The sequence below is a fragment of the Spirillospora sp. CA-142024 genome (assembly GCF_050942325.1).
Lineage (GTDB): Bacteria > Actinomycetota > Actinomycetes > Streptosporangiales > Streptosporangiaceae > Spirillospora.
In genome coordinates this window covers 8,590,049-8,616,215 of sequence record NZ_CP192077.1, presented here as the reverse complement: position 1 = coordinate 8,616,215, position 26,167 = coordinate 8,590,049, and the positions used below count along the sequence as shown (strand labels likewise).

Here is a 26,167-nt window from a genome sequence, read left to right as displayed (position 1 = left end):
AGGCGCTGCCTGGGAAGACGGGGCGCTGCCGCGACCAACGCTGATCCGGGGACTGAATCGACCCGGACACCTACCGGTTCCGCACTTGGCCGCCAACGCCATGTGAAGTTGTGTGGTGCCCTTCCTCGTTCCGGCAAGAGCGGCGGGACAGCGTCCATCCACGTCCACCAAGCTCCGCTCAGTACCGGTACTGCAGCCGGATGAGTACCGGTACTGATGATGGGCCTTGCGAGGGGATGTGTCAACAGTCCCGGTACAGATAACCTTCTGTGAGGGAGGTCCTTGTGACTGCGAGATACCGCGAGATCGCCGCTGAGCTACGGGAAAAGGTCGAGAGCGGCGAGTACCCGCCGGGCAGCAACATGCCCGGCTATGACGAGTTGACCAGCGCGTACGGTGTCGGACGTGGTGTGATCCGGTCCGCGTTGTCCTTGCTCGAAGCAGACGGTCTGATCCAGGTGATCAAGAAGCGCGGCATCATCGTCCGGCACGGCACCATGCGGTTGCGAAGGCCAAGGGGAAATTTGGTCAAGCGGAACGTCGCCACCGGCAGTCCCGGGTATTCCTTCCCATCCGCGTCCGGCCAGGAGGTGTGGACCCACCACGTCAAGCCCCAGGCATCCTTCGAGCCGCTGACCGACCCACGTATCGCCGGTCTTCTAGGCGTCCCGGTCGGTACCAAGGTCATGCGGCGCTTTCGAGTCACCGGGCCAGTAGCTGAGCCCCCGTTCCAGATCAACATCTCCTGGATTCATCCGCGCGGAGTCGAGGACACCCCCGAGGTGGCCTCGCAGGCCGAGGGGCCGGGGGACTGGCTCTACCGTCTGGAGCGCGCAGGCCATTGGCCTATCTCCTGGATGGAGATCCATCGCGCCCGCATGCCGACCCCTGAAGAGGCGACGCTGCTGCAGATACCGGGCATCCTGCCCGTGCTGGAAATCGTGCGAGTTGGCACGTCCGGCGGGGACGGCAAGCCAATCGAGGTGACCGAGTACATCGTGGCTAGCGACCGTGTCGAAACGGTGCACGTCCTGCACCGTGATGAATCTGCTCAGGATCCATGGCCCGACGACGAAACGAACGAGTGATCAATCGTGAGCCTCGCTATCGAAGCCGCCCTCGGCACCCATGTCGGCCTCGTACGCAAGCGCAACGAGGACAGCGGCTACATCGGCCGTCGACTGCTGGCTGTTGCTGACGGCCTCGGCGGGCACGCCGCCGGCGACGTAGCCAGCACCACCGTGATCGAAACCCTCAAACCGTACGACCGAGAGGTCGCCCCCGAAGATTTGGCCACAACACTTGGCCATGCGATCTTCGAGGCCAGCGATGCCCTTCGCGCCCGAGCTGCAGGGGATCCAAGCGTGACCGGCATGGGAACGACCCTGGTAGCCGTGCTGTGGTCCGGAAGATTCGCCGTATTCGCCAACGTCGGCGACTCCCGCATCTACCAGCTGCGCGACGGCCAGCTCGTGGCGTTCAGCGAAGACCACGTCTACGATCGGCTGGTCTTCGACGCTGCGACCGTCCCAGACCTCCCGCCAAAGCTCGCCCGGTTCCTCGACGGACGAGCCGATGGCCGATCCCCCGATCTGACTGTCCGTGAGCTCAAAACCGGTGACCGCCTCCTGCTCTGCTCTGACGGCCTCAGCGGCGTCGTCGACCAGGAGGACATCCGCCACACCTTGGCGTCCGTCACCGACCCAAACGAGACTGTCAAGCGCCTGATCCAAGCGACTCTCGCTCGGGGCGCCCCCGATAATGTGACGGCCATAGTTGCCGACGTCCAGTCAATCCCGAACCAATTGTAGAAGCTAACTTTCGAATGGACGGCCGACGAATGAAGCCGGACGAGGACCTGCCTCGCCACGCGGTCAGCGTCTCGGGGATTGTGGTTCGGGACGACGGACGCATCCTCGCCATCAAACGCGCTGACGACGGCCGGTGGGTACCACCCGGCGGTGTTCTGGAGCTGGACGAGGCACCGTTCGAGGGCGTCGTCCGCGAGGTGTTCGAGGAAACCGGTGTGAAGGTCGAGCCAGAGCGGCTGACCGGCGTCTACAAGAACATGGACCAGGGCGTCGTCTCCCTGGCCATCCTCTGCAGGCCGGTCAGCGGGGAGCCACACCCGTCTGACGAAGCCACATCAGTCGCCTGGCTTCTGCCGGCTGGAGCGACCGAGGCGATGCCCGAGGCCCGCGCAGTCCGTGTGACGGACGCACTCAGAGCCGACGGCCCATTCGTGCGCATCCACAACGGAACCTCGCTCCTTTGAGTCGTCCTACCTACCGGGATTGTTGTCGGTCCGAGTCGCGTTGCTGGACGCGCTGACGCAGGCGTTGCCCGTGCTGACGTGCGGCCTGCCGTGATCCCAGCCCAAGAACAGCTGCGATCTGGGTCCAGGTTCCTCCGGAGGTCATGATGGCGTCGATGGCGGCCAGTTCATCCCTTTCGAGGTCGGCATAGCGGGACCGGAGTGAAACAAGGGCAGCGAGCGCGGCCGCGGCACCTGGCGGCACGGGCTGGCGTGGGCGGAGACTACGACGGGCGACGTCAACGGGATTCGTGGACAGCTCGGTCATGGCGATGAGCATCGCCGCTGAGCGGTGTCAAGGACAACAAGATGTTGTCGAGAAAACTGCCGATACCTGAGCCCACGCAGCCAAGATCACGGCAACATCTGGTTGTCGACAATGGTCCGATCTTCGCGAGGTGCAGTGTTGAGCGACAGGTTTTCGTCAGCGAGCGCGACGAGCGGGCCACGTCGGGACATCGTGTCCTCCTGGAGTTGGACAGACCACCACCTGATGATCCCGGACGGTAGCAACGCAATCACGGACCGTTCGTCAGATTCCGGATGCTGGCACGGACCGGCCAACCCGCCGGCTGCCTGTCCACAGCGGAGTCAGATGCCTACGCGCGTGCCTGAAAACTGTGAGCGGTACCGCTCGGCGATCCACGATGATGAATCTTGTGTCCTTGGCCCAGACTCTGCTGCATAGCGCCCCTTCCCAGGTGACGATCGATCAGATTCGCCGCCTGGTGGCGATGGTCGGCCCCGAGAGCCCCACCCTGGAGTACAAGGCCGACATGAGCACCAGCATCGCCAAGGCCGTGGCTGCGTTGGCCAACACCTATGGCGGTCTGGTCCTGGTCGGTGTCACCGATGACCGCAAGGTCACCGGCGTCAAAGAGAAGACGCTCGAACGCGTGTCCGAGCACTGCCACAGCGCCATTGAGCCCCCATGGGTGCCCGAGATCGTCCCGGTCCCGATGGACGACGACTCAGGCAAGTACGTCCTGGTCATTCGCGTGGTCCCCGGCGTCGGACCGCGGCCGCTGCTCATCGAGGGGGCGGCGCCCGTCCGGCACCACAACACCACTCACCCGGCCAGCTGGCAGCAGCTCGCCGCGTTGTTCGCCGAAAGCGACACGCAAGTGCAATCCGACCCGTGGGCCATCCGCCCCCCGAATGCACCGCGTGATTCATTCGGCGACGCCGACGAGCATGTGGATCTCAGCATCCGCTCCGGCCTCAACATCGCCATCGATCCCCGGGCCGCCTGGCTCCCCCTGCGCGAGCAAGACGTCAACCAGTTGGCCGACGCCCTGAACGGCTCGGACCTGGTTGGCCAGCTCACTGACTTGATCTCAGGTGGTGGCGGCTGCAGCATTCGCAAGTTCCACCGCCGCGGACACAACCGGTCCCGCACAATCAGGCTCCAGTGGCAGGGACTCCCACCGGGCTGGACCTCAAGCCACCCGGTTCCCGTCGAAGCGCTGCTGTCAGCCGAGGTGCCGGGCGGCTACGGCCAGACCGCCACCCACCTGCTGGTGCACCTGGACGTCACCATCCGCATAGCCAACTGGCTCAGGATGCAGGAGACCCACTGGGTTCCCGCCAACGGCAGCCAGCAAGATCGACCCGAGCCCGACTGGCAGATAAACGTCGAGGAGCTCGGGGGCCTCATGGACGCGCTGGTCGCCGCGCTCGTCGACCAACACGTCGTCAGCTCGCTCGCTGAGCTGGCGCAGATCGACTCACTGGCCGTCCCCCAACCACGCGTCCTGCACATGGTCACCGCGCGGCGTCCGATCCCGCAGATCCTGGATACCGGCAGGCTCACCGCGATTCCGGAGGCAGGCAACTCCCACGGCGCGCATTTGCTGGCGGATCCTGGGCTCGATCTCACCGATCCCGGCAGCCGGCACGACCAAGTGGACGCCTGGTTGGTGCAGACGGCATTGGATGCTGGTCTGCTCGGCATGGAGGAACTCCTGACAAGCCGTCCTCCACCACGCGCGACCAACTGAGACGAGACCTCACCCATGGACTGCGAGGCGGTGGAGGCCGTATGAGCCGCGGTGTGGAGGAGCAGCCGGCGGCACCGCGACATCGTAGGCGGCGCCCTCATGCTCCCGCTCGCCACGGCGCGCCTCGTAAATCGTCCCGGAACTCAGCGCGCGACCCTGTGTGTATCGGTATGGGTTTCCGGGACACCTCGACCTGAGTGTTCGTATCGCGACCAGGACCGTCCGCTATCGAGAGTTTCCGGGGATGGCGGCTACTCCAAGGTCATCCCACGCCCAGCGATCAGCGGCGTGCCCGTTGGTTTCACGCCCGAACCGAAAGCGTGCGTCTTGACCGGCGAGTTTGAGGAACCGGTTGAACTGGCCCGAAGCCGGGAGTCGGTCGGCGAGCGTGGTGGCCTGTTCCCGCGCCCCCACTTCCCACAGCGCTCCTACCAGGGCGGCCGCATCGCGCGGGCTGTCGAGGGCGGCGGCCCGGCCGGCCAGCGTGATGACCTGTTCGCCCGCCCCCACCCGCTGCAGCACCTTGAGTAGTTCCGCCACGCTGTGCGGGTTGTCGAGGGCGGCGTGAGCAGCGGCCCGGTCGGCCAGCGGGGCAACTTGTTCCAGCCCCCCCACCCCGTGCAGCGCGTTCAACAGATTCGCTACGCCTTGCGGGTCGTCGAGGGCGACGTGAGCAGCGGGGCCACGCGCCACCAGCGCGGAGATCAGTTCCCGCGCCCCCACCCGCTGCAGCGCGTACAACAGATTCGCCACGCCTTGCGGGTTGTCGAGGGCTGCCCGATCGGCCAGCGCAGTGGCCTGTTCCCGCGCTCCCGCCTCCCACAGCCTCTCCACCAGGGCGGCCATGTCGCGCGGGTTGTCGAGGGCGGCCCGGTCGGCGAGCATGGTGACTTGTTCCCGCGCCCCCACCTCCCACAGCACCTTGAGGAGATACGCCACGCTGTGCGGGTTGTCCAAGGCAACGCGAGCGGCGGGGCCACGCTCCACCAGCGCGGAGACCTGCTCCCGCGCACCCACCCCCCACAGAATCTTGAGCAGATAGGCCACGCCGGAGGGGGCGTCGAGGGCGGCGTGAGCAGCGGGGCCACGCTCCACCAGCGCGGAGACCTGCTCCCGCGCACCCACCCCCCACAGCGTCTCCGCCAGGGCCGCCACGTCGGACGGGTCGTCGAGGGCTGCCCGATCGGCCAGCGCGGTGATCTGTTCCCACGCTCCCACCCCCCACAGGACCCTGAGCAGATCCGCCACGTCGTGCGGGTTGTCGAGGGCGGCGTGCGCGGCGGCCCGGTCGGCCAGCGCGGTGGCCTGTTCCCGCGCCCCTACCGTCCACAGCATCCAGAGCAGATCCGCCACGTCGCGCGGGTTGTCGAGGGCTGCTCGGTCGCCCAGCGCGGAGACCTGTTCCCGCGCACCCACCTCCCACAGCGTCTCCGCCAGGGCCGCCACGCTGTGCGGGTTGTCGAGGGCGGCGTGCGCGGCGGGGCCACGCGCCACCAGCGCGGAGACCTGTTCCCGCGCCCCCACCTCCCACAGCACCTTGAGCAGATTCGCCACGCTGTGCGGGTTGTCCAAGGCCACGCGAGCGGCGGGGCCACGCGCTACCAGCGCGGAGACCTGTTCCCGTGCACCCACCTCCCACAGCGTCTCCGCCAGGGCCGCCACGCTGTGCGGGTTGTCGAGGGCGGCGTGCGCGGCGGGGCCACGCGCTACCAGCGCGGAGACCTGCTCTCGCGCCCCCACTCCCCGCAGCACGTTCAGCAGATAGGCCACGCTGTGCGGGTTGTCGAGGGCGGTGTGAGCGGCGGCGCGGTCGGCCAGCGCGGTGATCTGTTCCCGCGGCGCCCCCACCGTGTGCAGCACGTGCAGGAGATAGGCCACGCACCGCGGATCATTAAGCACGGCGGCCCGATTGGCCAGCGTGGTGACCTGTTCCCGCGTTCCCACCTCCCACAGCACCTTGACCAGATCCGCCACGCTGTGCGGGTTGTCGAGGGCGGCGTGCGCGGCGGCCCGGTCGGCCAGCGTGATGGCTTGTTCCCGCGCCCCCACCCGCTGCAGCACCTTGAGCAGTTTCGCCACGTCGCGCGGGTTGTCGAGGGCGGCGTGGATGGCCGCGAAGTGTGCAGGGCGATGGTCTGTGGGGTGCAGGGTGTGCAGGGTGGTGATGAGGGCGGCTGCGGCGTGGGTGTCGCCGCGGCTGGTGGCGTTCTTGTGGAGTTGGGCGGCAGCCCGGTATAGGCCGCGAGCTTGGGCGGCGTTCCCGAGCACGGCGTGGTCGCCGGGGTGCGCATGCGCGGCTGCGGCCCAGAAGCCGGGCGGTGGGATCTGGTCGGCGCGGTGACGGCGGCCGTGCTGGTCGAGGTAGTCGGCCAGCCGGTACACCGGCCCTGTGTCGCTGGCCGACGTACGGTTGGGATCGGGGCGGACGCGGGTGACCGGGCCGCGGGCGCCCTTGCAGGACAGTCCGGTGTAGGCCAGGGCCTGCTCCAGCCAGTCCTCGCCGAGCTGATCCCATTGGGTGTCGGTGAGGTAGGCCGGGGCGGCCGCCTCCAGGAACGCCAGCGGCAGGGCGTTGCGGTGCCCCAGGCGGCGGGCGTCCATGGCCGCCCACATGACCGCCTTGGCCGCTGCGGGCGCCGTCTGGTAGCGGGTCAGGAGTTCGGGTGCTCCGGCCAGGTACTGGGTGATGTGTCCATCGTCGGCGTGCTTTAGCGCGGCGGCGAGCCGCGCATCGGTGCCGGCGGCCATGCTGAGGGCGGCCAGGTCGGAGCCGGTGAAGGTCTCCGGCAGTTCGATGACGGTGCCGTCCAGCACCTTGGCCACTTGCGAGGTGGAGTCTTGGGTGAGGTCGGCGTGGTGCTCGCGCCACAGGGTGCCCAGCACCAGCACCGGAGCGCGGGACGGGTCGTCCAGCAGGGTCCGCAGCTTGGCCGCTACCTCCCCGCCGTCACCTGGCGCGCCCAGATACTGCTGGGTCTCGTTCAGCCACACCACGGTGCGCTTCTCGACCCGGTCCAGCGCTTGAAGCGCCGCGTCCGGACGGGTCGGATCATAGGGGTGCCACAACCGCCACCCACCCGCCGCGCGCAGCGGCTCCAGCGCCTGCCACAAGGCCCGGGTCTTACCCGCTGACGACCCCGCCACCAGCACCACCATCCGGCTGGCCCCGGCCGCCGCCTCAGCGACCACCGCGGCCAGCCGCTCGTCATGGGCCCGCCGTACATACGACGGCAGCGCGGGCAGCCCGCCCGCCCCGTCCACCGCGATGGGCCGGTGCACCTCCAGCGTGAACGGGTCGGCCACCTCGCCCAACGGAGTCCCCACCGGCCTGCCCAGGCGGGCGGCGACCCACAGATCCCGGGCCCGCCGCACGGCGTCTTCGGAGTCCCACCTGGCGGCGCGGGCCAGCACGGTGACCACCGCCACCACATCAGCCTGGGACGGCGGCATCCCGTCGTCATGGACGATCCGATGGATGGAATCGCGTTCTGGAGCTCCCGGCAGATCGTCATCGGTGGCGACCCAGTCGGTCATCTCCTCCAGCGACGGCGCACCGGCCTCCAGATACAACCGATAGACCAACGCCTTGAGATCACAAAGCGGCCCCGGCGGCACCTCGGGGGGTGTGATCAGACGCGGCCGCCTCCGGCCCCGCCCGGCCCTGTCGTCGCCACTCATAGCGCACCATCATCGCGGCGTACCTCAGCGAAGCGGGCTGAAATGCCCGCAATCGCGCACCTGGCAGCGGACTCATCGCGACTCGTCGACGACCCATCCGGCAACCGCACCCTGGACACCAACCGGCCGGCACATCACCCACCCAACCGGATACCTGGGAGACCGCGATGGCACGCACCACCGACTTGACCCGAACCGAACGGCTCCACCTGGCCGCAGCCGCCCTCCGCGGCACCCTCGCCGGCGCCACCCACGCCATCGTCACCCTGCTGCTCGACCACCTCACCCACTGATCCAACAGGAGCGGGTCCGGCCTCCACGATCGCCGGCCAAGCCGGACCCCAGCCACCCGCATCGGAACGGCCAGTCACGGCAAGACGAGCCCGCCGGGCTCCTAACGTGACTGGCCGAGTGGTTGCTGCTCAAACCCCGTGTCCGTTAGGGGAACGCCCACCGGACAACAACGACGAGCGGTCGGACGCGAACGCGACGTGCGGAGACGTTGTCTCACATAGGTAGTCCGCGAATCTGTCCGGTGAAGGGGGGCTAAACGGTACGCTGCGCGGGTGGGAGAACTCATCGGCTACGCCCGTTGCTCAACCGTCCTGCAAGACCTCACTGCCCAGACCGAGATCCTTCTCGGATTCGGCGTGCCCGAAGACCGCATCTATCTCGACAAGGGACTCACCGGCACCAACCGGGAACGGCCCGGCCTCGACCAGGCTCTCGCAGCCGTCCGCGCCGGCGACACCCTGGTCGTCCCCAAACTCGATCGGCTCGCCCGGTCGGTCCCCGACGCCCGCGACATCGGCGACGCCCTGGTCGCCCGCGGTGTCCGGCTGTCGCTCGGCGGCAGCATCTACGACCCGGCCGACCCCATGTCCAAGATGTTCTTCAACATGCTGGCGGTGTTCGCCGAGTTCGAAGCCGACTTGCTGAAGATGCGCACCCGCGAGGGCATGGCCATCGCCCGCTCCCGCGGCAAGTTGAAAGGCCGCGCACCGAAGCTGACCAGCCGGCAGCAGGCCGAGCTGGTGCGCATGCACGCCACCGGCGAGTACACCATCGCCGAGCTGATGGAAGTCTTCTCCGTCGGGCGGGCGACGGTGTACCGGGTCCTCGACCGCGCCGCCACCGCGACCACCCGATGACCACCGCCCCCAAACCCAACCCGGCTGCGTCGGGTCGCATCACCGACGTCACCCGCCGTCGCCTCCTTGAAGGCCTGAGCCGGGTGTGCGGGCCCGTGCCGGACGGCCGGCGAGAATTCCTGGAACCACAGCGCACCTTCTGGAGCGGCGCCTTACCCGAACCCGATTTCCTGGCCCGGCTCTATCCCCTGGAGGAGCTGCCCAGCACCGACTCCCGGTTCACCACGGCCCTCCAGGACATCTTCCAGCACCGCGTGATGAACGACGACTGGGACGAGGACTGGATCTTCCACGACTCACGGTTCGGCCTGGCCGACGACGACGGGGCGCTGCTGGCCTTCCTCGCCGAGATGCTGCATCCGGCGGTGCGGACCGACCCCGCCGAGGTCGAGCAACTCCGGAACTTCCTCAACTCCGTGCTGACCCACGATGGCTACGAACTCGTCCAGGTCGACGCCATCAGCGGCGCGCCGGTCTTCGACCACCGCCTCATCGGATCCGGGGTGCCCGGGGCGCTGAAGAACCTCATCTTCGCCGCCATCGGCCCCAAGCCCGAGATCGTCCTCGACGACGCCGTCAACAACGACCTGCGCATCGTCCGCAACGAGCACAACTGCCTGGTCTACGACCGAGCGCTGGCCGCGCACGGGTTAACCTGGGCCGAACTGACCGACTGGTGGGCCGACCGGCAGCAGATGACCGGCGAGCCCGCCGCCGACATCTCCCGCAGCCTGTACCGGAGGCTGGACCGCTCGCTCGGCGACAACGACGCCGAACGCCGGATCCTTCGCGCCTACGCCGACCGCTACGTCCGGCTCGGCCCCAACATTCCCGCGCTGATCCCGCAGGTCTACCTGCACTACGACCCCTACACCGCGGCCGAGCAGCGCGCGCCCGGCCCGCTCGCGCGCCAGCGCATGGACTTCCTGCTGCTCCTGCCGCACCGCGCCCGCGTCGTCATCGAGTGCGACGGCAAGCAGCACTACGCCGGCGACGACGGCCACGCCGACCCCCGCCGGTACGCCGCGATGATGGCCGAAGACCGCGACCTACGTCTGAAGGGCTACGAGATGTACCGGTTCGGCGGCGCCGAGCTCACCGACCCCCAGGCAGCGCACCGCATGCTCAGCGCGTTCTTCGACCGCCTGCACCAGCACTACCACACATGAACAACCTGCGACGTCATGCTCAAGTCCGCACGGTCGCATCGTCGAGGCGACGGTGCACCAGCGACAGCATCGAGCGAAACCCATACCCCATGCCGACACACCACTGACATTTCATTTGGCGTACGGCACTGACAACATTTCGCCGCTCAACACGCCAACCCCGGCGAGGCCATCTCAGCCCGCTGCCTCGCGCAGCACACCGAGCAGTTTGCCCAAGGTGCCTGGGCGGGCGGTGCACAGACGGCGCGCTGCGGCGAACGGCAGGTCGCTGGCCAGAAGCACAACCGGTGGCTGCCACACCCACCCGCACGCGACCACGTTGCCGTGCAAATGGTCGAAGGTCTCGTCATGAGCGAACCCGTGCGGGAGGTAGAGCACACGCAACGGCCCTTGGCCGGCCTCCGGATCGATGTCGTTCTCTATGCCCTGGGTGTCTCCGAGATACTCCAACGGCCACGGATTCCGTTCCGTGTCGTATCGGAACGGCTCGGGCACTGCGGCGTTATATGCGTTCCACGAGGTGAAGATGTGGGTCGGCTTCACTCGGCCTCTCCTTCGATCACTTTGTGGATGAGTTCGGTCAGGTCCCTGAGCGCCGCACCCTTCTCCTCCTTCAGGAAGTCGATGAAGTTGACCATGGCCCAGGTTGCGTAAATCCAGGCCAGAGACTCCTCCGGCGGGACGGATCCGTATCTCTCCCGCCACTCCCTTGGCTCTTGTTGGAGGAAGGTTGCGGTAAGCCCTCCGGCGATCATCGGAAGGACATCGGTCGAGACACCTTGAATCTCACCGAGCTTCCGAACCACCGCTGGGACGAAGTTGAGTGGCGCCTCGTCGAGGCCCATCGAGTTGAACAAGAAGTAGATCAAGGTCATGCACCCTGTCCGCAGGTCGTCGACGCCCTGATCCGTGGCTAGGAACGGCTGGAACTCCCGCAGAAACTCATCCATCGAGGGTGGTTCTTCGACCTCCTCGTTGAGGACCCTCACCATCTCGATCGCGCTGTCAAGATCGCCGAACTCGTCCAGGAAGCTGCGGTCTGGGCGCTGAGGCTCAGCATGTGTCTCCATGTACCTGGACGCTAACCGGGTCCCCGTCCGAACGCTGAGCTTCGCCAAAAGTAGGAGCCTTGGGACGTTGGCGGACGGCCGAAGCACAGCCGTATCAACCGCTACTCGCTGCGGCGCCTGGGGGCGTGCAGGTCTGATGCCTGTCTGCCGATGACTTGGCCGTTGATCGTTTCCCGTGCCACCCGTTGTTCACCATGGCGTGGACTGCCGTGGCGGCGTGGGGGGCACACACGGGGCGGCCGCGGGCCGCCCCTCCCCAACGGAGGGCGGCCGTGGCCTGGGAGGGGCCGAGGGAGGGGGCGGCACTTGCCCGGCGGTCAGTTGGTGGTGTGGGCCGCCAGGCTTGGGAGACGCTCTCGTACATGGGCGACGGGGCCGTACAGGCGGTGCCGGCCGGGGTCCGGGTCGGGTCGTTCCCTCTTGCGTAGCGGTCGCCACCCGAGCTGGGCCCGGCTCAGGGACGGTAAGGGTGGAATATGCCGACGAGTAAGCCTTTGACGGGAATGATTGACTCTCGGCCAGGGCGGGCGTAGATCTCGTGGGAGGGCTGGCGTTCTCGGCCGGGAGGTGCGGGTGGCGACGGGCACCAAGGGCGGGCTGCTGGAAGACGGCGACCGGCATGCTCAGTCGGTCTTCAAACACCAGGTGCTGAGCCAGTACCTGAAGATGTTCATGGCGATGACCGGCAGTACCGCCCCGGACAAGCGTGTGGTGGTGCTGGACGGGTTCGCTGGGCGGGGCCGTTATCTGAACGGGCGCCCGGCCTCAGGCGAACTGATCCTGCAGGCGATCTCGGAGCTCAAGGCGTCCCGCCAAGTGGCCGCCTTCTTCGTCGAGAAGGACCGCGCCGACCATCGGGACCTGGCTGGCGTGGTGGCCGAGTACGCCGCCCGGGGACTGGACGCCCAGGCACTGCCCGGCCTGGTAGAGGACCACCTCGACCAGGTGGTGGCCAAGGCGGCGGAGGTGCCGCTGTTCTTGTTCCTGGACCCTTGCGGAGCCGGTGTCAGCTACGAGCGGCTGGTTGGGCTGCTGACGGGACCGCGACGGCGTCAGCCGCCACCGACCGAGGTGCTGCTGAACTTCAGCGCCGACCTGTCCCGCCGGATCGCCGGCGCGCTGGCCCGCGGGCGCATCGACCAGCGGGCGATGGACTCCGCCTGTGGCGGAGACTGGTGGCGGCAGGTGGCCGAACAGGCACGCCAGACCTCCACAGACGACACCTTTGAGCCGGTGGTGCATGCGGTGGCGGCCGAGTACGCGCGGCGGGTCGGCGCCGCCTGCCGCATGATGCCGGTGACGATCCCGGTGTACCGCAAACTCGGCCACCAGCCCATCTATCACCTGGTGTTCTTCACCCGCAGCCAGTACGGGTTGTGGGTGTTCGGGGACGCGGTGGGTGCCGCCCGCAAAGAATGGCTCCGGCACCAGGGCCGGATACGCGATGCCCAGGCTGGGCCGACGCTGTGGCCACACCTGCAGGACATGGAGGAACGCATCGAGCAGGAGGCCAAGCGGGCCCTGGATCATGCGATCGTGAACCTGCGTCGGCAACTGGCGGCCGGGCGGGCGTTCCAGCTGGTGCACCGTCCCCGGGAGCTGTTCGGGAAGGCCTACGGGGTGGCCACCGAGGCCACCATCATCCAAGCCATGCGCGCGCTGCACGACGCTGGTGAGCTGGAGATCCTCTCCAACGGTGCCAGGCCCCGCAACACGGTCGTACGCGCTGCCCGCCCGGGCACCTGATCAAGCAGCCAGTCCCAGAGCGCGGCAGCGGGCACGGCTCAACTCGTGGTGACCAGCGCAGGCATCTGGTCCCAGAGCTGCCCGTCCAGCTCGCGGCCGCGGGCTTTGGGGGTGGCGCCGCCCCACTGCTTGAAAAAGAACGGCACACCCGCGTCGGTGCACTGGTCACGGATCTCGCGGACCCAGCCAGGGTCCATCGGCCGATGGCCAGGCCCACTCTCACCTCCGGCAATGACCCAGCCGACCTCGTTCAGATCCAGCCCAGGCAGCGGACCCAGCAGCGGTTCCAGCGACAGGAACCGAACCGCCGCTGGGACCGCACGCAGGTCGTCGATGCGGTGCACCTGGCTGCGGTCTTCTACCGACACCCCCATCCACACATTCGCCGGCCAGGGCAGGTCACCAGCCAGCAGCCGGAGCCTCCGAGCCCGCTTGGTCAGCACCTGGTAGGTGTGCCGTGGCGTGTCTGCCATGACGGCGAACACCTCGTGGATGAAGGTCTTTGGAACCTGGGCGTGGAACAGGTCGGACATGGAGTTCACGAACACGGTGCGGGGGGCCCGCCAGCGGTAGGGCAAGCGGAGTGCATCAGGGTGAGTCGTCAGCGCGAATCCCGGCCCGGATGTGCGGGGGTCCCCGTCGGCTTGGTACTTGGGGTGGCCCATGGCCTTGAGGCGCTTGGCCAAGGTCAGGGCATAGCAGTGATCACATCCGGCAGAGATCCGATCACATCCGGTCGTGGGGTTCCAGGTGGCCTCGGTCCACTCGATGGCGCTGCGGTCAGCCATGGCCGAATGCTCCTTTCCGTGGTGAAGAGCGCACGTTGCTTTGGATGGGCACCTGCTCATCTGGTCATACAGGCCGCCCCGGACTTTCCAAAGGGGACATGCCCTGCGAGTAGGGCACGATCAGATGACGGCCCGCGTGTGATCGGCTGGGGCTGCAGTCCGCGGGGGCCGAAACTTCCGGGTCATTAGCGGCGTGCGGAAGCCTGACTAACTGACTGACTACGCCGATGGACGTGGGCGGACGCCGAGCTACTCAAGAGGACCTTTGAGCACGTCAGATACATAGGTCCTCGGAAGTTGATCTTCGCTCGTAATGAATAGGTCATCGGTTCGATTCCGATAGGCGGCTCCCACGTCAAAGGCCCCTTCCGATCATGGAAGGGGCCGTTTTGCTAACAGGCTTGCTAACAGCAGCGTCTACGCCGCTTCGTTCATGACCCTGGCGAACACGTCCGCCGCAGCCACCTCGGCCGACCGGATCACATGCGCGTAGACCCGCAGCGTGATGGCTGGGTCAGCGTGCCCGAGCCGCGCGGCCACCACGTGGACGGGAACGCCCGCCAGGAGCAGAGTCCCGGGCACAGTTCCACCGCTGGCTGAGCGGCGAACTAAAGGGGCTCCCGTACCCGCATCACTGTCGCGTTCTGGAGACGATGCTCCCCGGCTGGACGGCAGAACAGCTCTTCGAGCCATGCCCACCCAAGGAGTCCAACCAGCCGCAGAGCAACCCCGACGAGCCCATGGCCCCAGACGTCGCCGAACTACTCGCCACCCTTGAGCACCACATCGACACCCCTGAGACCGGCGAGATCAGTTGGGGTGCCACTGCTCGGACCATCCCAGCCGCTAAGGCCCGGCTTTCAGGGACGAGGGAGACCGCCAGCGGCCACGCTCAGGACCTCGGCCGCAGACTCCTCCAACTCCAGCACGAACGCCGCCTGAACGACGCCGACATCACCGAGCTTGCCGGCCTGTCCGGTCACGTCGTCGAGCTGGCGAAGACGATCAACATTGAGATCGCCGAAGACGGCAGCGCACGGCTGGAATACCGATTCGACATGCTGAACCTCGGCGACAAGTCGCAGGCCCGCGTGTCCCGTGAAGTCTGGTTCGAGCACACCAGCGGCCCCCTCGTCATCAAGCCGGTCCCCGATATTGACCGGCGCATCGCCATCCAGCGCATTCACGACACGACCAACCTCGCCAAGTTCGCCTTTCAAATCTCGCCCCCACTACGGCCGGGGGAGTGGGCACGGGTTGGCTATGTCTGCGAGGCCGGGAAGTTCGACCTGAACCACTACTGGCGCGAATCGATGCCCCGCTACTGCCGCCGCTACGAGATCAACGTCCGGCAACGCAACATCGACATCGCGGGCTGTACCGCCACCGAGGAACACCCAGACGGTTCGGAGAACTCCTCCACAGATAGCCTCGTTTGGGACATCGACGGCAAGGACGCCGTCATGACCCTGACCCGTGACCATCTGCGCCCGAACCAGGCCGTGACGCTGCGCTGGGAAGTGATCCGTGAACCTGCGTGACGAGATCGAAACGACCCTACGATCCTGGCACGCCTACGAAACCGGCCGCGGAGCCGTAGCCGTCATCGACTTCGATTGCGCCCCCACCACCGAGGCCACCACACCAGCTACCAGCCGCCTAGCGGTCTACCAGCGCCTCACCGACCTCTACGCCCAGGCCACCGAAGCCGGAGCCGACCGCCTCACCGCCCGCCTGACCGCCGATCTCGCCTACCTCGGCGCCCTCCTGGGCGAACACCCACCCCTGAACGACTACGTCCAGGCCACCCAGGGATGCCCCGCCGCCGGATGGCAGGACGGCTACATCACCCACCGAGGCGACCAGGCCCGCCAGGCACTCGCCGCGCTGGGCATCCAGTGGGGACCCGACACCGCCCGCGACCTCACCGGCGTCGAAGGCCCCATTGAGACCGACGAGGCGCCCGACGCGATCCGCCAGGCCGCCGCCGACTACGAGACCGCCGTCCGCCAGATCACCGGCAGCACGGCCCCGTTCAACCTGACCATCGAGGCCACCGAGGTCGATGCCTACTGGTCGTACTGGCTGGACGGCGCCGGCGACAAGGTCCGGCTACGTCTCAACCTCCGCCGCGCCAGCTTCACCAAGGTCGCCGCCCGCCAATTCGCCCTGCACGAGGTCCTCGGCCACGGCCTCCAGGGCGCGAGCTGGTCAGCCCGAGCCGCCGCCGAAGAGGTCCCCTGGGTCCGCCTGATGTCAGTGCACGCCCCGCAACAGGTCCTCCTCGAAGGACTCGCCCAAGCGCTCCCCCTGTTCGTTGCCCCCGATGACGAGCTGCTAGCCACGCGCACCAAGTTCGACCACTACACCCAACTCGTCCGCGCCGAGCTGCACATAGCTCTCAACCACGGCGCGAGCATCACCGAACTGGCCGATCACGCCCGATTTCGCATGCCCTGGACCGCAGACGCAGCAATCGCCGACGTCCTCACCGACCGCGGAGCCAACCCCCAACTCCGCTCATACCTGTGGGCCTACCCCGCCGGAATCGACTGGTTCGCCAACCTCGCCGAGGCCGACAGCGCAACCAGAACGACCGTCCTCCAGGCCGCCTACCGAGACCCGCTAACACCCACGGACCTAGCAGCCCTCTGGCCAACAGGCCCCACAATCGGCGGCCAAGGCACCTAAAACCTAGGGTCACGAGGGCGCCCGTCCTGCGGATGAGAACTTTCTTTACGTCTTTAAAGGCGCCCCGCTGGTGCGGGGCGCCGGGCGGCCGCATGCCCGGCTCTACGAGCCGGGCATGCGGCCTGTTCCGTCCGGTCCCGTCTCGCGCCGCCGTGCACGGCCGCCCCACCCAGCAGCGGAACGCCATGACCGCGCAAGCCAGCCCGCACCGGCCAAGCGCCCTCGTCTGTCGAGATGCACGGCCCCGATTGCCGTGCGGGTCTCTGCGAAGGTCGGTTGAGCTTCCTGGTACCAGGGGGCTCCCGCCCCCTGGACCCCCGGAGCCGGAGCACTCATTCGCGCGAATCGGTCCTGCCCACACCGGCCCGTTCGCGCGAATAAGCACTCCGGACCGATGTGCGTCTGCGCAGGGATTGCGGGATCGAGTTGTAACAAGAGAACCGCCGGGACTTGCGTCCCGGCGGTTGGAAGGCATATCAGGCCCTCCGTGCGATCCAGTGCTCGAAAGCAGTGGACTTTTACCGGACTCCCCTGCCCGAAGGCAGTGAATTAGGCCGCGGCCGGTGATCTACTTATCGACCGCGGTCCAGGAGTGCACGATCACGTTCTCGACGAAGAACCCCTTGGGGTCCTCGCCGAAGTCGTAGCCGTGCCCGTGTCCGGTCCAGTCGGCGCACCTCTTGACGGCGCCTTCGTCCCTGATCTGGATGGAGAACACCTCGGCGGTCGGGAACGCTTCGGCTCCTTCTCGGTGCGCCGCCGTCTTGATGCTCTCCCAGTTGTCACCCCGTACCACGCGAAGGTGCAGGTTGCGTACCTGACTCTTGGCCTTGGCCTTGGCCTTGGCTTCGGGCTCGGGCTCCTCCTCGTCCCATGAGGCGTGCACGGTCAGCTCCGGGAAGAAGTACTTCTTGGGGTTCTCGCCGAAGGGGTGGCCGTGTCCGGTCCAGTCGGCGCACCTCTTGAGGTCGCCGGTGACATGGACGGTGAGCTTCGCGTCGGACGGGAACACGTCCGTGCCCACCTGGAGAGCGGTCTCCTCGACGTCGTCCCAGTTGTGGCCTTGGACGTTGAGGAGCGTGAGGTTGTGCTCCTTGCGGACGCTGCGGAAGTTCGTCTTCTGCTGCATCGAAATCTCCCTGAATCTGGGGTCTTTGTTGCTTCTTGTGGAAGGTCTCCCCGAGGAAGAACCTGCTCGTCCACGACCGTCCCGAGGAAGCTCGATCATGCAACAGCGCCGTCGAAGCCCGTCAGCTGATGCGACAGAGCGGCTTCTACCGGGAGTGACCCTTGAGATGGAATCGCCTACACGGCGCGGGATGGTTCCCTCTTGTCGCCCTACGGGGTGGCCTACGGCCATAGGCTGGCCCCAGACCTTGCGGGCGGTCCGGCCGGTCACGATGGTTGCTACTCCCTGAGAAACGGACGCTCGCTTGTTTCTGGTCTCTTGCTTGCCGCGGTGACTACCCAGGTCAACGCTAGGGTGCCGTGCCATTAGGGGCAGTCATCAAGGGGCACTCACGGTCACTCGCGGAACGGACGAACGTCAGGTCAGCAACGGCGACGGCCGAGATCGCAATGGTCCCCAAGCTGACAGCGCGAGTCTGGTCCGTCACTCGCTCCAGGCGCTCGGGTTGCTAACGCGGGTGCTAACAGCAGTCCTGGACGATCTTGGACGGTTGTCGACCCCGAGGCCCGTGGGGGAGTGCTGCGGAGCAGGTCGGCGGACAGATTCGGACGGATGTGGATCTTGTTCGTCAGACTCGTAATGAATAGGTCATCGGTTCGATTCCGATAGGCGGCTCCCAGCCCAGAGGCTCATCACGATCACTCGCGATGGGCCTTTCGCATGACCGCCTGAAACACTGCCTGACTAGGCGTCCTCGACAGCGGCGGGGAACACGTCATCCCTGGCCTCCGCACCGGCCAGCAGAGCAGGCCGGATCTGGTGCCAGTAGACCGTCTCGGTGACCTCCGTGCTCTTGTGGCCGGCCAGCCGTGACCGATCGCCACACCCTGATGGACGGCGGGACCGGCGGCTCGGCGATCGACCGCGGCCGGCCCGGACGCCGGGCGTGCGGCCTCTTCGGTCCACTCCCGTCGCCCGGGCGGCCCTTGCCCGCGGGACGCCATGAAGCCGAGAAAGTTCCCTGTGCCTCGGCAGCTCCCATGACGCCCGTGCCGGCAGTGATCAGGTGGCCTTGCCGGGGGCGATGTAGAGGTTCATGTCGGTGAAGTCGAGGGTGATGTTGTACGGCTTGAAGAAGCAGTGGGCGAAGTGGCCGATCGCGTCGAACCCCGGCCCGTAGGGCCAGGGGACGTTCACCGGCATGTTCGGGTCCGTTTCGCAGTAGACCTCGTTGGCGACGGCGTCGCCGAGGCGGATCTCCTTCGGGTAGCAGGGGTAGGCGATGGTCGGGTGGCTGTGGGCGAAGGTCTCGATCGGGCGGTCGTGGTCGGTGCGGACGCCCAACTGCTTGGTCACTTCCCCAGGCATGCCCGCGGCGGTCGCGCCGCTGCTCCCACCGAAGTTCACGCCCATCACCCGTGGGCCAGAGCCGGCGATGCTGCCCAGGCTGTGCACATCGTGGTCCCGTGACAGCCACAGCGGTAGAGGCTTGGCGCCCGCGCGTGCGGCGTCGGCGCGCACGTCGCCGACCATTTCGGGGGTCGGGCGGCGCAGGATCAGTGACCGGCCCGCGTAGTCGAAGGTGGTCAGCAGGTGGTAGAAGACCCATGTGCCGATCAGGCCGTCGTTGCCGGTGCCGACATCTTCGCCCGACTCCGTCGACGACCAGCCCACGGGGACGTTGCGCAGTTCTATGCCGCCCAGCTTGAAGGAATCCAGTATCCCGTAGTACACCCAGATGGCGGTGCCTTCGAAGTCGGTCTTCTCCTTGTAGACGGGGGTCAGCCCGGCTTCCTTGGCTACCGTCGCGGTCACCTGCAGATTCGGGGCGCCGGTGTAGAACGTGAAGCGCTTGGACGGCCCGTTGTTGACCGAGGCCTCTACCAGCGGTTCCGGGTCCATCTGCAGCCATGGCACACGGCCAATGTCGCCGTGGATCTGATACGGCTTGCCGCGGATTGCCGCAAACCATTTCGCGTAGCCTTCCTCGCCGGCCGCTTGCCAGCGCGCCACGGATAGGGAGAACTTGTCCTGTCGGATGTAGCAGTCGCCCAGCAGTTGGTTGGTCTCCTTGTCGCCGGGCGCTAGTTCGAGGGCCATCGTGAGGTACTTCTCCGCGTCGGGGAATTTGTTGGCCAGTAGCCCGACATAGCCGCGCTGGCGCGCCGCGTGCAGGTTCGTGGGGTCTGCTTTCAGGATCTCCTCATACGCGCGCCCGGCCCGCTCGAACTTCCCGGCCTTGAACAACGCATCCGCGTCACTGTCGTCGGCGTGTGCCGCAGCCGCCTTGCCCAGCAGTGGTGTGGCCGCGACCGCACCGGCCACCACGGCCGCGCCCCGCAACAGCGAACGCCGGTCCCATTTCCCGTCATCAGCCACCGGCCTTCCCCTCTTCCATGATCACCCTCCGAAGCCGGGGCGCCATGCCCCCGGCACGGACCGCTGTGGTCCATGGCCCCCAATGAAGACCGAAGAGTGTTGCGGCGGCGTATGCGATTTTCGGTACGCCCGCGATACAACCGATCCCCGGCCCCAAGGAACCGGCGCACACCGGCAGCGAGAAGATCCCGCCACCGGTCACCGCGACAGCCCAGCTATTGCACACGTCGCGAACTGGGTGGGGCCGTGACGAGCGGGGCGTCGATGATTCGGGACGATGAGGTGCGGTGTACGCGGCCAGGGTGGGTTGGGTGTGCTCGATGCGGAGGCTCGCAGCCCCCAGCCCCGCGGGATGGAGCACACGATCACGCGAGACGGTCTGTCACACCTTGCGGGCCGTTCGCGCGAACGTGCACTTCGGATCGTGGCGGAGGCGTGCGGGGGAGTGCTGACGGGGGCTTGGCAACGGCCCCGGACGATCCTCGACGCGGGGGATCGGGAGGGGACGCGACGCGCTCCCGGTCAGGTCATGGAACGGATCTGAACGGATGTGGATCTTGCTCGTGAGACTCGTGATGAACAGGCATCGGTTCGATTTCGATAGGCGGCTCCCGCATCGAAGGCCCCTTCCGATCTTGGAAGGGACCTCTTCGCCGACCTGACAGCAGCGGTCTTATGCCGCCTCGTTCGACCCGCGCAGACGTCCGCCGCAGCCACTTCCGGTGACCAGGTCACCCTGCGCGCAGCCGCTCAGCGTGATGGCCGAGCCATCGCGCCCCAGCCGAGCGGCCGCGCGAGGTGCACGTGGTCGCCCGCCGGGAGGCGAGTCGTCACGTGGGTGTGGTGCAGGTGGTGGACCCGAGCATGGGGGAGCCGCTCAGCCGGACCAGACGCCGATGAGGCGTGCGGTGGTCAAGTGGCCTATGTGCGGCCTGATCACCTGACGGGCGTGATCGGAATCAGCCCCAGTCGTACGCCACATAGTCCGCGTAGATCCAGCCCTTCGTGCTGGGCCAGTCCGTGTGGTACCACAGGTTTCCGTAATTGTTTATGCATGACTTGTCGACATGGATGAGCTTGCCGTAGCTGAACCTTGCGAGAATGCTCGATGACCCGTAGTAGTTCGAATGCACCGGAGCGCTGCTGACGACGACTTCCATAATCAGGTCGCGGCCGGAGCATGAAGCCGCGGCGGCACTGGGCGTAGTAGCCAGAGCAGGCGCAGAAATCATCGACGCAACCACCATGGACACGACTCGCTTGCGCATTGTTCCTCCTTCAGTCGAGGTCGCCGGTTCGGGAATGAGGCCACGGCGCGGGCGATTGCCGTTGGCGGCCAGAGGACCTTTCATGCGAGTTGCGATCATGGTGATCTCACCCATATTCGGTGTCAAGAGTCGACGGCTCTCATTTTTGGCGTCAGGTGGCTGCCCGGCGGCTTGGGCTGCTTTTCGTAGCAGGGACGACACTAGGTGCGACAGGCCGGCCGTGGGCGATCGACGGTTTCAGTTCGTTTTTGGCTGCCCGAATCTGCGAATAGAAGCGCCTTGACAAAGTGTTCCACTTAGCGCAAGGATCGCGTCCCCTAACGGGCGCCTGGTCAACTGCACGAGCCCGTGGCAAACCGACATCCCAGCCCACCGGAACGCCCCGGTATGCCCAGGCTCGTTGGATTGGCTGCCGGACGTCTGAAGGTTGGCCTGGACTTGCTTGCGCGCTCCCGGCCAATCTCCACCCCAACGGAGGGCGGAGTGCGGGTCGACGACGGCGCGCCCTTGAGCTCGACAACGCCTTCTTGGAGGTTTGGGTGAGGCCCCTCGCCGCCCTCATCACCAAGATGGAAGGCTTCGGCCGTCATGCTGCCGCGAGCCCACCGGTCGCCTGGCAGAGGTCAAACTGCACCGACAGCCCGACGTGCCCGAAGAGGGGCTGAGGGCTTCGCAGCCTTCAGCCTTCGGGCCGTGCTCCAAATTAGGGGAATGCACAGGCAAGGCCGACCACCACCAGCGTGCCACCGGGACGCGTAGCTTGCGGATTCGGGGCAGGGCCGCCTCAAAGTCCATGTGGTGAATCGCGGACACCAGCAGATGAAGTCGTAGCCTTCGGCCGGGAGATCGACAGCGCGGAAATCGCCTTCGATGTTTTCTGCAGGCGCTACACCTGAATTGCTGTGCCGGCGCGATCGGCGTGGCCGCTGGCATGGCCTTGGTGTAGTGAAAGTCGCTCTGGTTCAGCTGGCTGGGTGTGCGCAGATGTGCACAGGTCCGGCGTCCGGCGGTCGCGTTCGACGCCGGAGTGCCGGGGCCGGTCTGGATCGCCGGCCCCGGCCGCACCGCGGCTCAGTCCACCGCCGGGGCATGGTCGGCGACGGAGACCTTCAGTTGCGCCGAGTTGGTCAGGACGCTCCCGATCGGCGCTCCGGCCTGCTCGGCGTCCGTGACGACGCTGCGCTGGCCGAGATACCGGTAGGTCTTCTGGTCGAAGATGTACTCCTCGCGGACTCCGCTGCCTGGCGTGGTCAGTGCCACGGCGACACCGGTCCGGCCCGCCGCGTCCACTGCGCGGCCGACGGTGGTGACGCCGCGGATCGCGGCCGCCGCCCGGAACAGCGCGGCCCGTTGCAGGGCCGGCATGTAGGCCTCGCTGAGCATGCCGCCGACGTTCTGCCACGCCTGCGCGTCGGCTTCGGGACCGTTGCCGAGGCCGGTGTACAGGTGCTGGTACATCTTGGCCGGGTCGGCCGGCAGGCGGCTCAGGTAAGCATAGTCATTGCGCAGGTGCTCGGCCCGGTCGTCGAAGTCCGCGGCCTTGGAGAGAGAGCCGTGGCCGACGTCCTGGCGGGCCTCCGGCGGGATGGGCCAACCCGGGTACGGCTTGGGCGGCAACGTCTTGGACCACAGGACACCGTGGGTGGCGTCACCTTCCACAGGCAGCCAGATCTTGCGTTCCTGGCACGCCAGGTATCGAGCCTGCCGATCGTGGGAGTTGCTGTCGACGGGGTCCATGGTCTGCGACTCGAAGACCATGAACTGGCCCGGGCGGGGGCGCAGCTCCGGGGTGGCGGCGGCGTGGTCCGCGGCCCGCTTGAGGACCTGCACCGACGCCACGGGCATCGTGTGGACGACCGGGGGCGCGCCGGGTTCCCCGTCCGCGGTGACCGTGACCACGGCGGCCGTGACGGCGGCGGCGACCCCCAGCCCGGCTCCCACCAGGCCGACCCGCAGCCGCAGTGCCCGGCGCGGGCGCCCGGGGACACGCCGTCCTGCGGGACGCTCGGGGCTCGGCGCCGCGTCCCGCAGGACGCTCAGCAGGCGGTGCTCCTCGGCCCGCACACCGGTCAGGTCGAAGGCGGGGACTTCCGAGCGGAACCGCTCAAGTTCGGTCATCTCATTCATGGACGGGTTCCTCACTGACGTAGATCACGGAGTCGGTCGCACCGAGGTGCCTGCGAAGCCTGTGCCTGGCCCGGTTGATGCGGGACCGCACCGTCCCGATGCGCACGTTCAGCGCCTGCGCGGCCTCCGCGTAACTGAGATCGCCCCAGGCCACCAGCAGCAGCGCGTCGCGGTGCCCCTTCGGCAGCGCGGCCAGCGCGCCGGCCAGCGCCCGCCTGGACGCGCCCGCGCTGAGCCGCTCGTCACTGCGCTCGGTGAACGGCGCCATGACCGGGTCGGTGCCCATCCGCTCCAGGACGCGCAGCTGCCGTACCTCCGCCCGCACATGCCGGCCCATCAGATTGGTGGCGATCCCGTACAGCCAGGGCCGCGCGTTCGGGCGAGCCAGGTCGTACCGGTCGCGCTGACGGAACGCCGTCAGGAACGTCTCGGCGACCACGTCCTCGGCGGCGTCGGCGCCCAGCCGGCGGATCACGTACCGCTTGATGTCGGGGGCGTACCGGCGGAACACCTCGGCGAACGCCTCGGGCTCCCGCCGGGACCGCCTGATGACGGACGCATCGTCGGCGTCCGCTTCACTCGTCTCACTCATACTCGGCCTCTCGGCATCGGAACGGGACACCCGTTGTTGCCGAGCGGCCCGCGACCGGTTCCCGCCTTCGGAGCCTGCCCGCCCAATTGGCCCAGCCCGATGACTTCGACGCCTGGATCCGGGCTCACCGGACGATCGAAGCACTCCACCACATCCGCGACGCCATCGCCGCGAAGACCGATGTCAGATCCGCACCGGTACGGTCCCGCCGTCATGGCCGCCTTGCGCGACCCCGCCATCGGCCCCTCGGGACTCTGCGGCTGGAGCAACAACGCTGCCGCCATCCAGCACCACCACCGTGACGCCACCCGCCTCCTGGCCACCCCCGCCCTCACCCTGGCAATCAGCCAGGATGCCGAAGCACTGGGCCGCTTTAGGTGCGCTCATCGCGAGTGAGCCTTTTGCAGCATGGCCGCCGGGTTCGGTGTCTCTACCGCCGCTGTGTGCCAGTACGTCATCGAGGCAGTAATGGTGCCGGCCGAGCGCAGGCCCAAGCTCGGCCGGGATTTGGCCAGGCCGCTGCTGATGGGCTGGCTTACCTCGTTTGGACGGCACCCTCACTGCGATCGAACGAGTGGCCGCCGACTTTTCTGGAAGACGGCGCAGGGGCGAATGAACCGGCAGGTCATCGCCAATCCGACCAGTGAGGTCGGGTGGGCGTCGAGCGCGCTTCCCGGCGCCGTCCACGACCTGGCTGCTGCCACGGAATTTGAGGAGTATGCGCACACTCTGAAGGCCGCCGGGCTGGTGGTGCTGGCCGAGGAGGGGGACCGTGGCGCGTGCGAACGCTGCTCGCTCCCTGGAAACACCAGGGCAGACTCCAGCTGCTCAGGAACGCCGATCGGGCGCACGCCCGCCTGCGCGGTCTCTGGTGAACGCCCAGCTCATGAGGCGGCGGGACCCTCCGCTACCTTTGCTGCTGCCCACGCTTGCCAGTCATGCGGGCAAAGCCCTCCACGTTTCTGTGGAACCGGGGGACCACCTCACGCTGAGAAGGCTCGGCGCTTCTGGGGCGCGGTTCGAGGGTCAGACGGCGGCTGCTTCGAGTTTCGCGGCCAGGCGCTTGTTGCCGCCGAGCACCCCCGCCCAGCCGAGCATGCCACCGTCCATGAAGTATGCGTCGGTCGCCTGCCCGTCCGTTTCGTAGCGGACGTGCACCCACCTGTTGGTGCCCATCTGGGTGCGTCCGATCGCCAGGATCGAGCCCACGACATCTCTGCTCCTGCCAGAGAAATGGAACCTCCCGTGTTGGAAGGTCAGCGAGCCTCGGTCCTCCCAGGCGGGAACGTTCACGGCCGCGGTCGAGCGATACCAGATGTTGTTCACGGGTCCTCCTCGTTGACTCGCGTTCCATCTGATAAGAGCCCGTGCGGAGAGCCCAGGTTCATGGCGACTTGCGCAAGCCCCTCTGGTGGGACAAAGCCCTAGGCGTGGCAGGATCCGGACCCAGTCCTTGAGCACCGTGAGTGAGTTCGTCCAGTCGATCCGCTCGGCGATGACCGCGGCCGGCGTATCCGGAAACTGCTCCAGTAGCTCACGGATCTGCGGCTCCACCGCGTCCACGATCGACCCCCTGCTCGCTCGCCGGTAACCAGCGCCCGCTTGCCGGTGTTCTTCGAGATGCCCATCCGCCGAGCGATCGCCTTGATTGGCACGCCCTCGGCCCGGTGCAACCGGCGGATCTCCGCCCAGCCCTCCACCTAGATCACCCTCCACAGTGACAGCGGAGGGGGTCAGATTTCGCCCGTCTCGTCCAGGGGTCAGGTTTTCACGCGCCGCCGACACCGTGCTCACGTGCCGTGCTCACGTGCCGTGCTCACGTGCCGTGCTCACGTGCCGTGCTCACGTGCCGTGCTCACGTGCCGTGCTCACGTGCCGTGCTCACGTGCCGTGCTCACGTGCCGTGCTCACGTGCCGTGCTCACGTGCCGTGCTCACGTGCCGTGCTCACGTGCCGTGCTCACGTGCCGTGCTCACGTGCCGTGCTCACGTGCCGTGCTCACGTGCCGCGCTCATGGGCCCGTGCTCGTGGGTGCGTGCTGCGAGTTTGTTCGTGTGTTGCAGTT

23 protein-coding genes and 1 pseudogene are annotated in these 26,167 nt (G+C 67.4%); 11 read left to right on the top strand and 13 right to left on the bottom strand.

All coding sequences use genetic code 11. The features are described from left to right. Positions 1-284 precede the first annotated feature (284 nt). From ACQPZP_RS40730 to ACQPZP_RS40720, 3 genes are read left to right on the top strand one after another with little or no spacing between them, the layout of a single operon-like run. A complete protein-coding gene (locus tag ACQPZP_RS40730; RefSeq protein ID WP_433474940.1) occupies positions 285-1,088 on the top strand; it encodes a GntR family transcriptional regulator in 804 nt (267 codons plus the stop codon). Positions 1,089-1,094: 6 nt separating this feature from the next. Next, positions 1,095-1,811 (top strand): PP2C family protein-serine/threonine phosphatase, encoded by a 717-nt coding sequence (locus ACQPZP_RS40725; RefSeq protein WP_433474939.1) that lies wholly within the window; start codon positions 1,095-1,097, stop codon positions 1,809-1,811. A gap of 29 nt (positions 1,812-1,840) precedes the next feature. Continuing rightward, a complete protein-coding gene (locus tag ACQPZP_RS40720; protein WP_433474938.1) occupies positions 1,841-2,275 on the top strand; it encodes an NUDIX domain-containing protein in 435 nt (144 codons plus the stop codon). 10 nt (positions 2,276-2,285) lie between these two features. On the opposite strand, the gene ACQPZP_RS40715 is transcribed toward ACQPZP_RS40720, so the two are convergent. Continuing rightward, the gene (locus tag ACQPZP_RS40715) at positions 2,286-2,582 is read right to left on the bottom strand and encodes a hypothetical protein (protein WP_433474937.1); all 297 of its coding nucleotides are present in this window, start codon (positions 2,580-2,582) and stop codon (positions 2,286-2,288) included. A 433-nt stretch (positions 2,583-3,015) separates the two neighbouring features. Here ACQPZP_RS40715 and ACQPZP_RS40710 point away from each other — a divergent pair, with 433 nt between their 5' ends. Further along, positions 3,016-4,314, top strand: a complete 1,299-nt coding sequence (locus ACQPZP_RS40710) for an AlbA family DNA-binding domain-containing protein (RefSeq protein WP_433474936.1) — start codon at positions 3,016-3,018, stop codon at positions 4,312-4,314. Between the two features lie 225 nt (positions 4,315-4,539). Here ACQPZP_RS40710 and ACQPZP_RS40705 read toward each other — a convergent pair whose 3' ends face one another. Further along, on the bottom strand, positions 4,540-7,896 hold the full coding sequence (locus tag ACQPZP_RS40705; protein WP_433474935.1) for a hypothetical protein: 3,357 nt from the start codon (positions 7,894-7,896) through the stop codon (positions 4,540-4,542). Positions 7,897-8,159: 263 nt separating this feature from the next. Here ACQPZP_RS40705 and ACQPZP_RS40700 point away from each other — a divergent pair, with 263 nt between their 5' ends. The 3 genes from ACQPZP_RS40700 (at position 8,160) to ACQPZP_RS40690 (ending at position 10,312) form a co-directional block, all read left to right on the top strand. Continuing rightward, a complete protein-coding gene (locus ACQPZP_RS40700) occupies positions 8,160-8,285 on the top strand; it encodes a hypothetical protein (RefSeq protein ID WP_433474934.1) in 126 nt (41 codons plus the stop codon). Positions 8,286-8,558: 273 nt separating this feature from the next. Further along, positions 8,559-9,143, top strand: coding sequence for a recombinase family protein (locus ACQPZP_RS40695; RefSeq protein ID WP_433474933.1), 585 nt, complete (start codon positions 8,559-8,561; stop codon positions 9,141-9,143). After that, positions 9,140-10,312 carry a hypothetical protein gene (locus ACQPZP_RS40690; protein WP_433474932.1) on the top strand — a complete coding sequence of 391 codons (1,173 nt, stop codon included), beginning with the start codon at positions 9,140-9,142 and terminating at the stop codon, positions 10,310-10,312. Before ACQPZP_RS40695 ends, ACQPZP_RS40690 begins: the two co-directional genes overlap by 4 nt. 174 nt (positions 10,313-10,486) lie before the next feature. Here ACQPZP_RS40690 and ACQPZP_RS40685 read toward each other — a convergent pair whose 3' ends face one another. After that, positions 10,487-10,855 (bottom strand): hypothetical protein, encoded by a 369-nt coding sequence (locus tag ACQPZP_RS40685; RefSeq protein ID WP_433474931.1) that lies wholly within the window; start codon positions 10,853-10,855, stop codon positions 10,487-10,489. Beyond that, positions 10,852-11,382 (bottom strand): hypothetical protein, encoded by a 531-nt coding sequence (locus ACQPZP_RS40680; protein WP_433474930.1) that lies wholly within the window; start codon positions 11,380-11,382, stop codon positions 10,852-10,854. The genes ACQPZP_RS40685 and ACQPZP_RS40680 overlap by 4 nt, the downstream gene beginning before the upstream one ends. 573 nt (positions 11,383-11,955) lie before the next feature. On the opposite strand from ACQPZP_RS40680, the gene tcmP reads away from it, so the two are divergent. Beyond that, entirely contained in the window at positions 11,956-13,128 is a 1,173-nt protein-coding gene (gene tcmP, locus ACQPZP_RS40675; RefSeq protein ID WP_433474929.1) for a three-Cys-motif partner protein TcmP, read from the top strand. 38 nt (positions 13,129-13,166) lie between these two features. Here the strand turns inward: tcmP and ACQPZP_RS40670 are convergent, their stop codons facing one another. Then, complete coding sequence (locus tag ACQPZP_RS40670; protein ID WP_433474928.1) at positions 13,167-13,916, bottom strand: DUF5131 family protein; 750 nt, start codon at positions 13,914-13,916, stop codon at positions 13,167-13,169. Between the two features lie 417 nt (positions 13,917-14,333). Further along, on the bottom strand, positions 14,334-14,498 hold the full coding sequence (locus tag ACQPZP_RS40665; RefSeq protein ID WP_433474927.1) for a hypothetical protein: 165 nt from the start codon (positions 14,496-14,498) through the stop codon (positions 14,334-14,336). Between the two features lie 71 nt (positions 14,499-14,569). On the opposite strand from ACQPZP_RS40665, the gene ACQPZP_RS40660 reads away from it, so the two are divergent. After that, entirely contained in the window at positions 14,570-15,457 is an 888-nt protein-coding gene (locus ACQPZP_RS40660; protein WP_433474926.1) for a hypothetical protein, read from the top strand. After that, the gene (locus tag ACQPZP_RS40655; protein ID WP_433474925.1) at positions 15,444-16,607 is read left to right on the top strand and encodes a hypothetical protein; all 1,164 of its coding nucleotides are present in this window, start codon (positions 15,444-15,446) and stop codon (positions 16,605-16,607) included. Before ACQPZP_RS40660 ends, ACQPZP_RS40655 begins: the two co-directional genes overlap by 14 nt. 568 nt (positions 16,608-17,175) lie before the next feature. On the opposite strand, the gene ACQPZP_RS40650 is transcribed toward ACQPZP_RS40655, so the two are convergent. From ACQPZP_RS40650 to ACQPZP_RS40630, 5 genes are all read right to left on the bottom strand, one after another. Next, on the bottom strand, positions 17,176-17,736 hold the full coding sequence (locus ACQPZP_RS40650; protein WP_433474924.1) for a hypothetical protein: 561 nt from the start codon (positions 17,734-17,736) through the stop codon (positions 17,176-17,178). A gap of 1,062 nt (positions 17,737-18,798) precedes the next feature. Beyond that, positions 18,799-20,115, bottom strand: a complete 1,317-nt coding sequence (locus ACQPZP_RS40645) for an aspartyl protease family protein (protein ID WP_433474923.1) — start codon at positions 20,113-20,115, stop codon at positions 18,799-18,801. Between the two features lie 959 nt (positions 20,116-21,074). Beyond that, the gene (locus ACQPZP_RS40640) at positions 21,075-21,497 is read right to left on the bottom strand and encodes a hypothetical protein (RefSeq protein ID WP_433474922.1); all 423 of its coding nucleotides are present in this window, start codon (positions 21,495-21,497) and stop codon (positions 21,075-21,077) included. Between the two features lie 957 nt (positions 21,498-22,454). Next, positions 22,455-23,510: a CU044_5270 family protein gene (locus tag ACQPZP_RS40635; RefSeq protein WP_433474921.1), complete on the bottom strand. Its 1,056-nt coding sequence runs from the start codon at positions 23,508-23,510 to the stop codon at positions 22,455-22,457. After that, positions 23,503-24,102 carry an RNA polymerase sigma factor gene (locus tag ACQPZP_RS40630; RefSeq protein ID WP_433474920.1) on the bottom strand — a complete coding sequence of 200 codons (600 nt, stop codon included), beginning with the start codon at positions 24,100-24,102 and terminating at the stop codon, positions 23,503-23,505. Before ACQPZP_RS40630 ends, ACQPZP_RS40635 begins: the two co-directional genes overlap by 8 nt. A 213-nt stretch (positions 24,103-24,315) precedes the next feature. On the opposite strand from ACQPZP_RS40630, the gene ACQPZP_RS40625 reads away from it, so the two are divergent. Beyond that, entirely contained in the window at positions 24,316-24,498 is a 183-nt protein-coding gene (locus ACQPZP_RS40625) for a hypothetical protein (RefSeq protein WP_433474919.1), read from the top strand. Between the two features lie 630 nt (positions 24,499-25,128). Here the strand turns inward: ACQPZP_RS40625 and ACQPZP_RS40620 are convergent. Together ACQPZP_RS40620 and ACQPZP_RS40615 are read right to left on the bottom strand one after the other, a co-directional pair. Next, on the bottom strand, positions 25,129-25,311 hold the full coding sequence (locus tag ACQPZP_RS40620; protein ID WP_433479783.1) for a hypothetical protein: 183 nt from the start codon (positions 25,309-25,311) through the stop codon (positions 25,129-25,131). A 204-nt stretch (positions 25,312-25,515) separates the two neighbouring features. Then, a pseudogene (locus tag ACQPZP_RS40615) lies at positions 25,516-25,802 on the bottom strand (helix-turn-helix domain-containing protein); the annotation flags it as partial. Positions 25,803-26,167: the final 365 nt, after the last annotated feature.

Bases quoted from the DNA above. Each gene is read 5' to 3' on its own strand.
- ACQPZP_RS40720 (WP_433474938.1), top strand. From the start codon at position 1,841: ATGAAGCCGGACGAGGACCTGCCTCGCCACGCGGTCAGCGTCTCGGGG.
- ACQPZP_RS40715 (WP_433474937.1), bottom strand. From the start codon at position 2,582: ATGACCGAGCTGTCCACGAATCCCGTTGACGTCGCCCGTCGTAGTCTC.
- ACQPZP_RS40700 (WP_433474934.1), top strand. From the start codon at position 8,160: ATGGCACGCACCACCGACTTGACCCGAACCGAACGGCTCCACCTGGCC.
- ACQPZP_RS40690 (WP_433474932.1), top strand. From the start codon at position 9,140: ATGACCACCGCCCCCAAACCCAACCCGGCTGCGTCGGGTCGCATCACC.
- ACQPZP_RS40680 (WP_433474930.1), bottom strand. From the start codon at position 11,382: ATGGAGACACATGCTGAGCCTCAGCGCCCAGACCGCAGCTTCCTGGAC.
- ACQPZP_RS40670 (WP_433474928.1), bottom strand. From the start codon at position 13,916: ATGGCTGACCGCAGCGCCATCGAGTGGACCGAGGCCACCTGGAACCCC.
- ACQPZP_RS40660 (WP_433474926.1), top strand. From the start codon at position 14,570: ATGCTCCCCGGCTGGACGGCAGAACAGCTCTTCGAGCCATGCCCACCC.
- ACQPZP_RS40650 (WP_433474924.1), bottom strand. From the start codon at position 17,736: ATGCAGCAGAAGACGAACTTCCGCAGCGTCCGCAAGGAGCACAACCTC.
- ACQPZP_RS40640 (WP_433474922.1), bottom strand. From the start codon at position 21,497: ATGGGTGAGATCACCATGATCGCAACTCGCATGAAAGGTCCTCTGGCC.
- ACQPZP_RS40635 (WP_433474921.1), bottom strand. From the start codon at position 23,510: ATGAATGAGATGACCGAACTTGAGCGGTTCCGCTCGGAAGTCCCCGCC.
- ACQPZP_RS40630 (WP_433474920.1), bottom strand. From the start codon at position 24,102: ATGAGTGAGACGAGTGAAGCGGACGCCGACGATGCGTCCGTCATCAGG.
- ACQPZP_RS40625 (WP_433474919.1), top strand. From the start codon at position 24,316: ATGGCCGCCTTGCGCGACCCCGCCATCGGCCCCTCGGGACTCTGCGGC.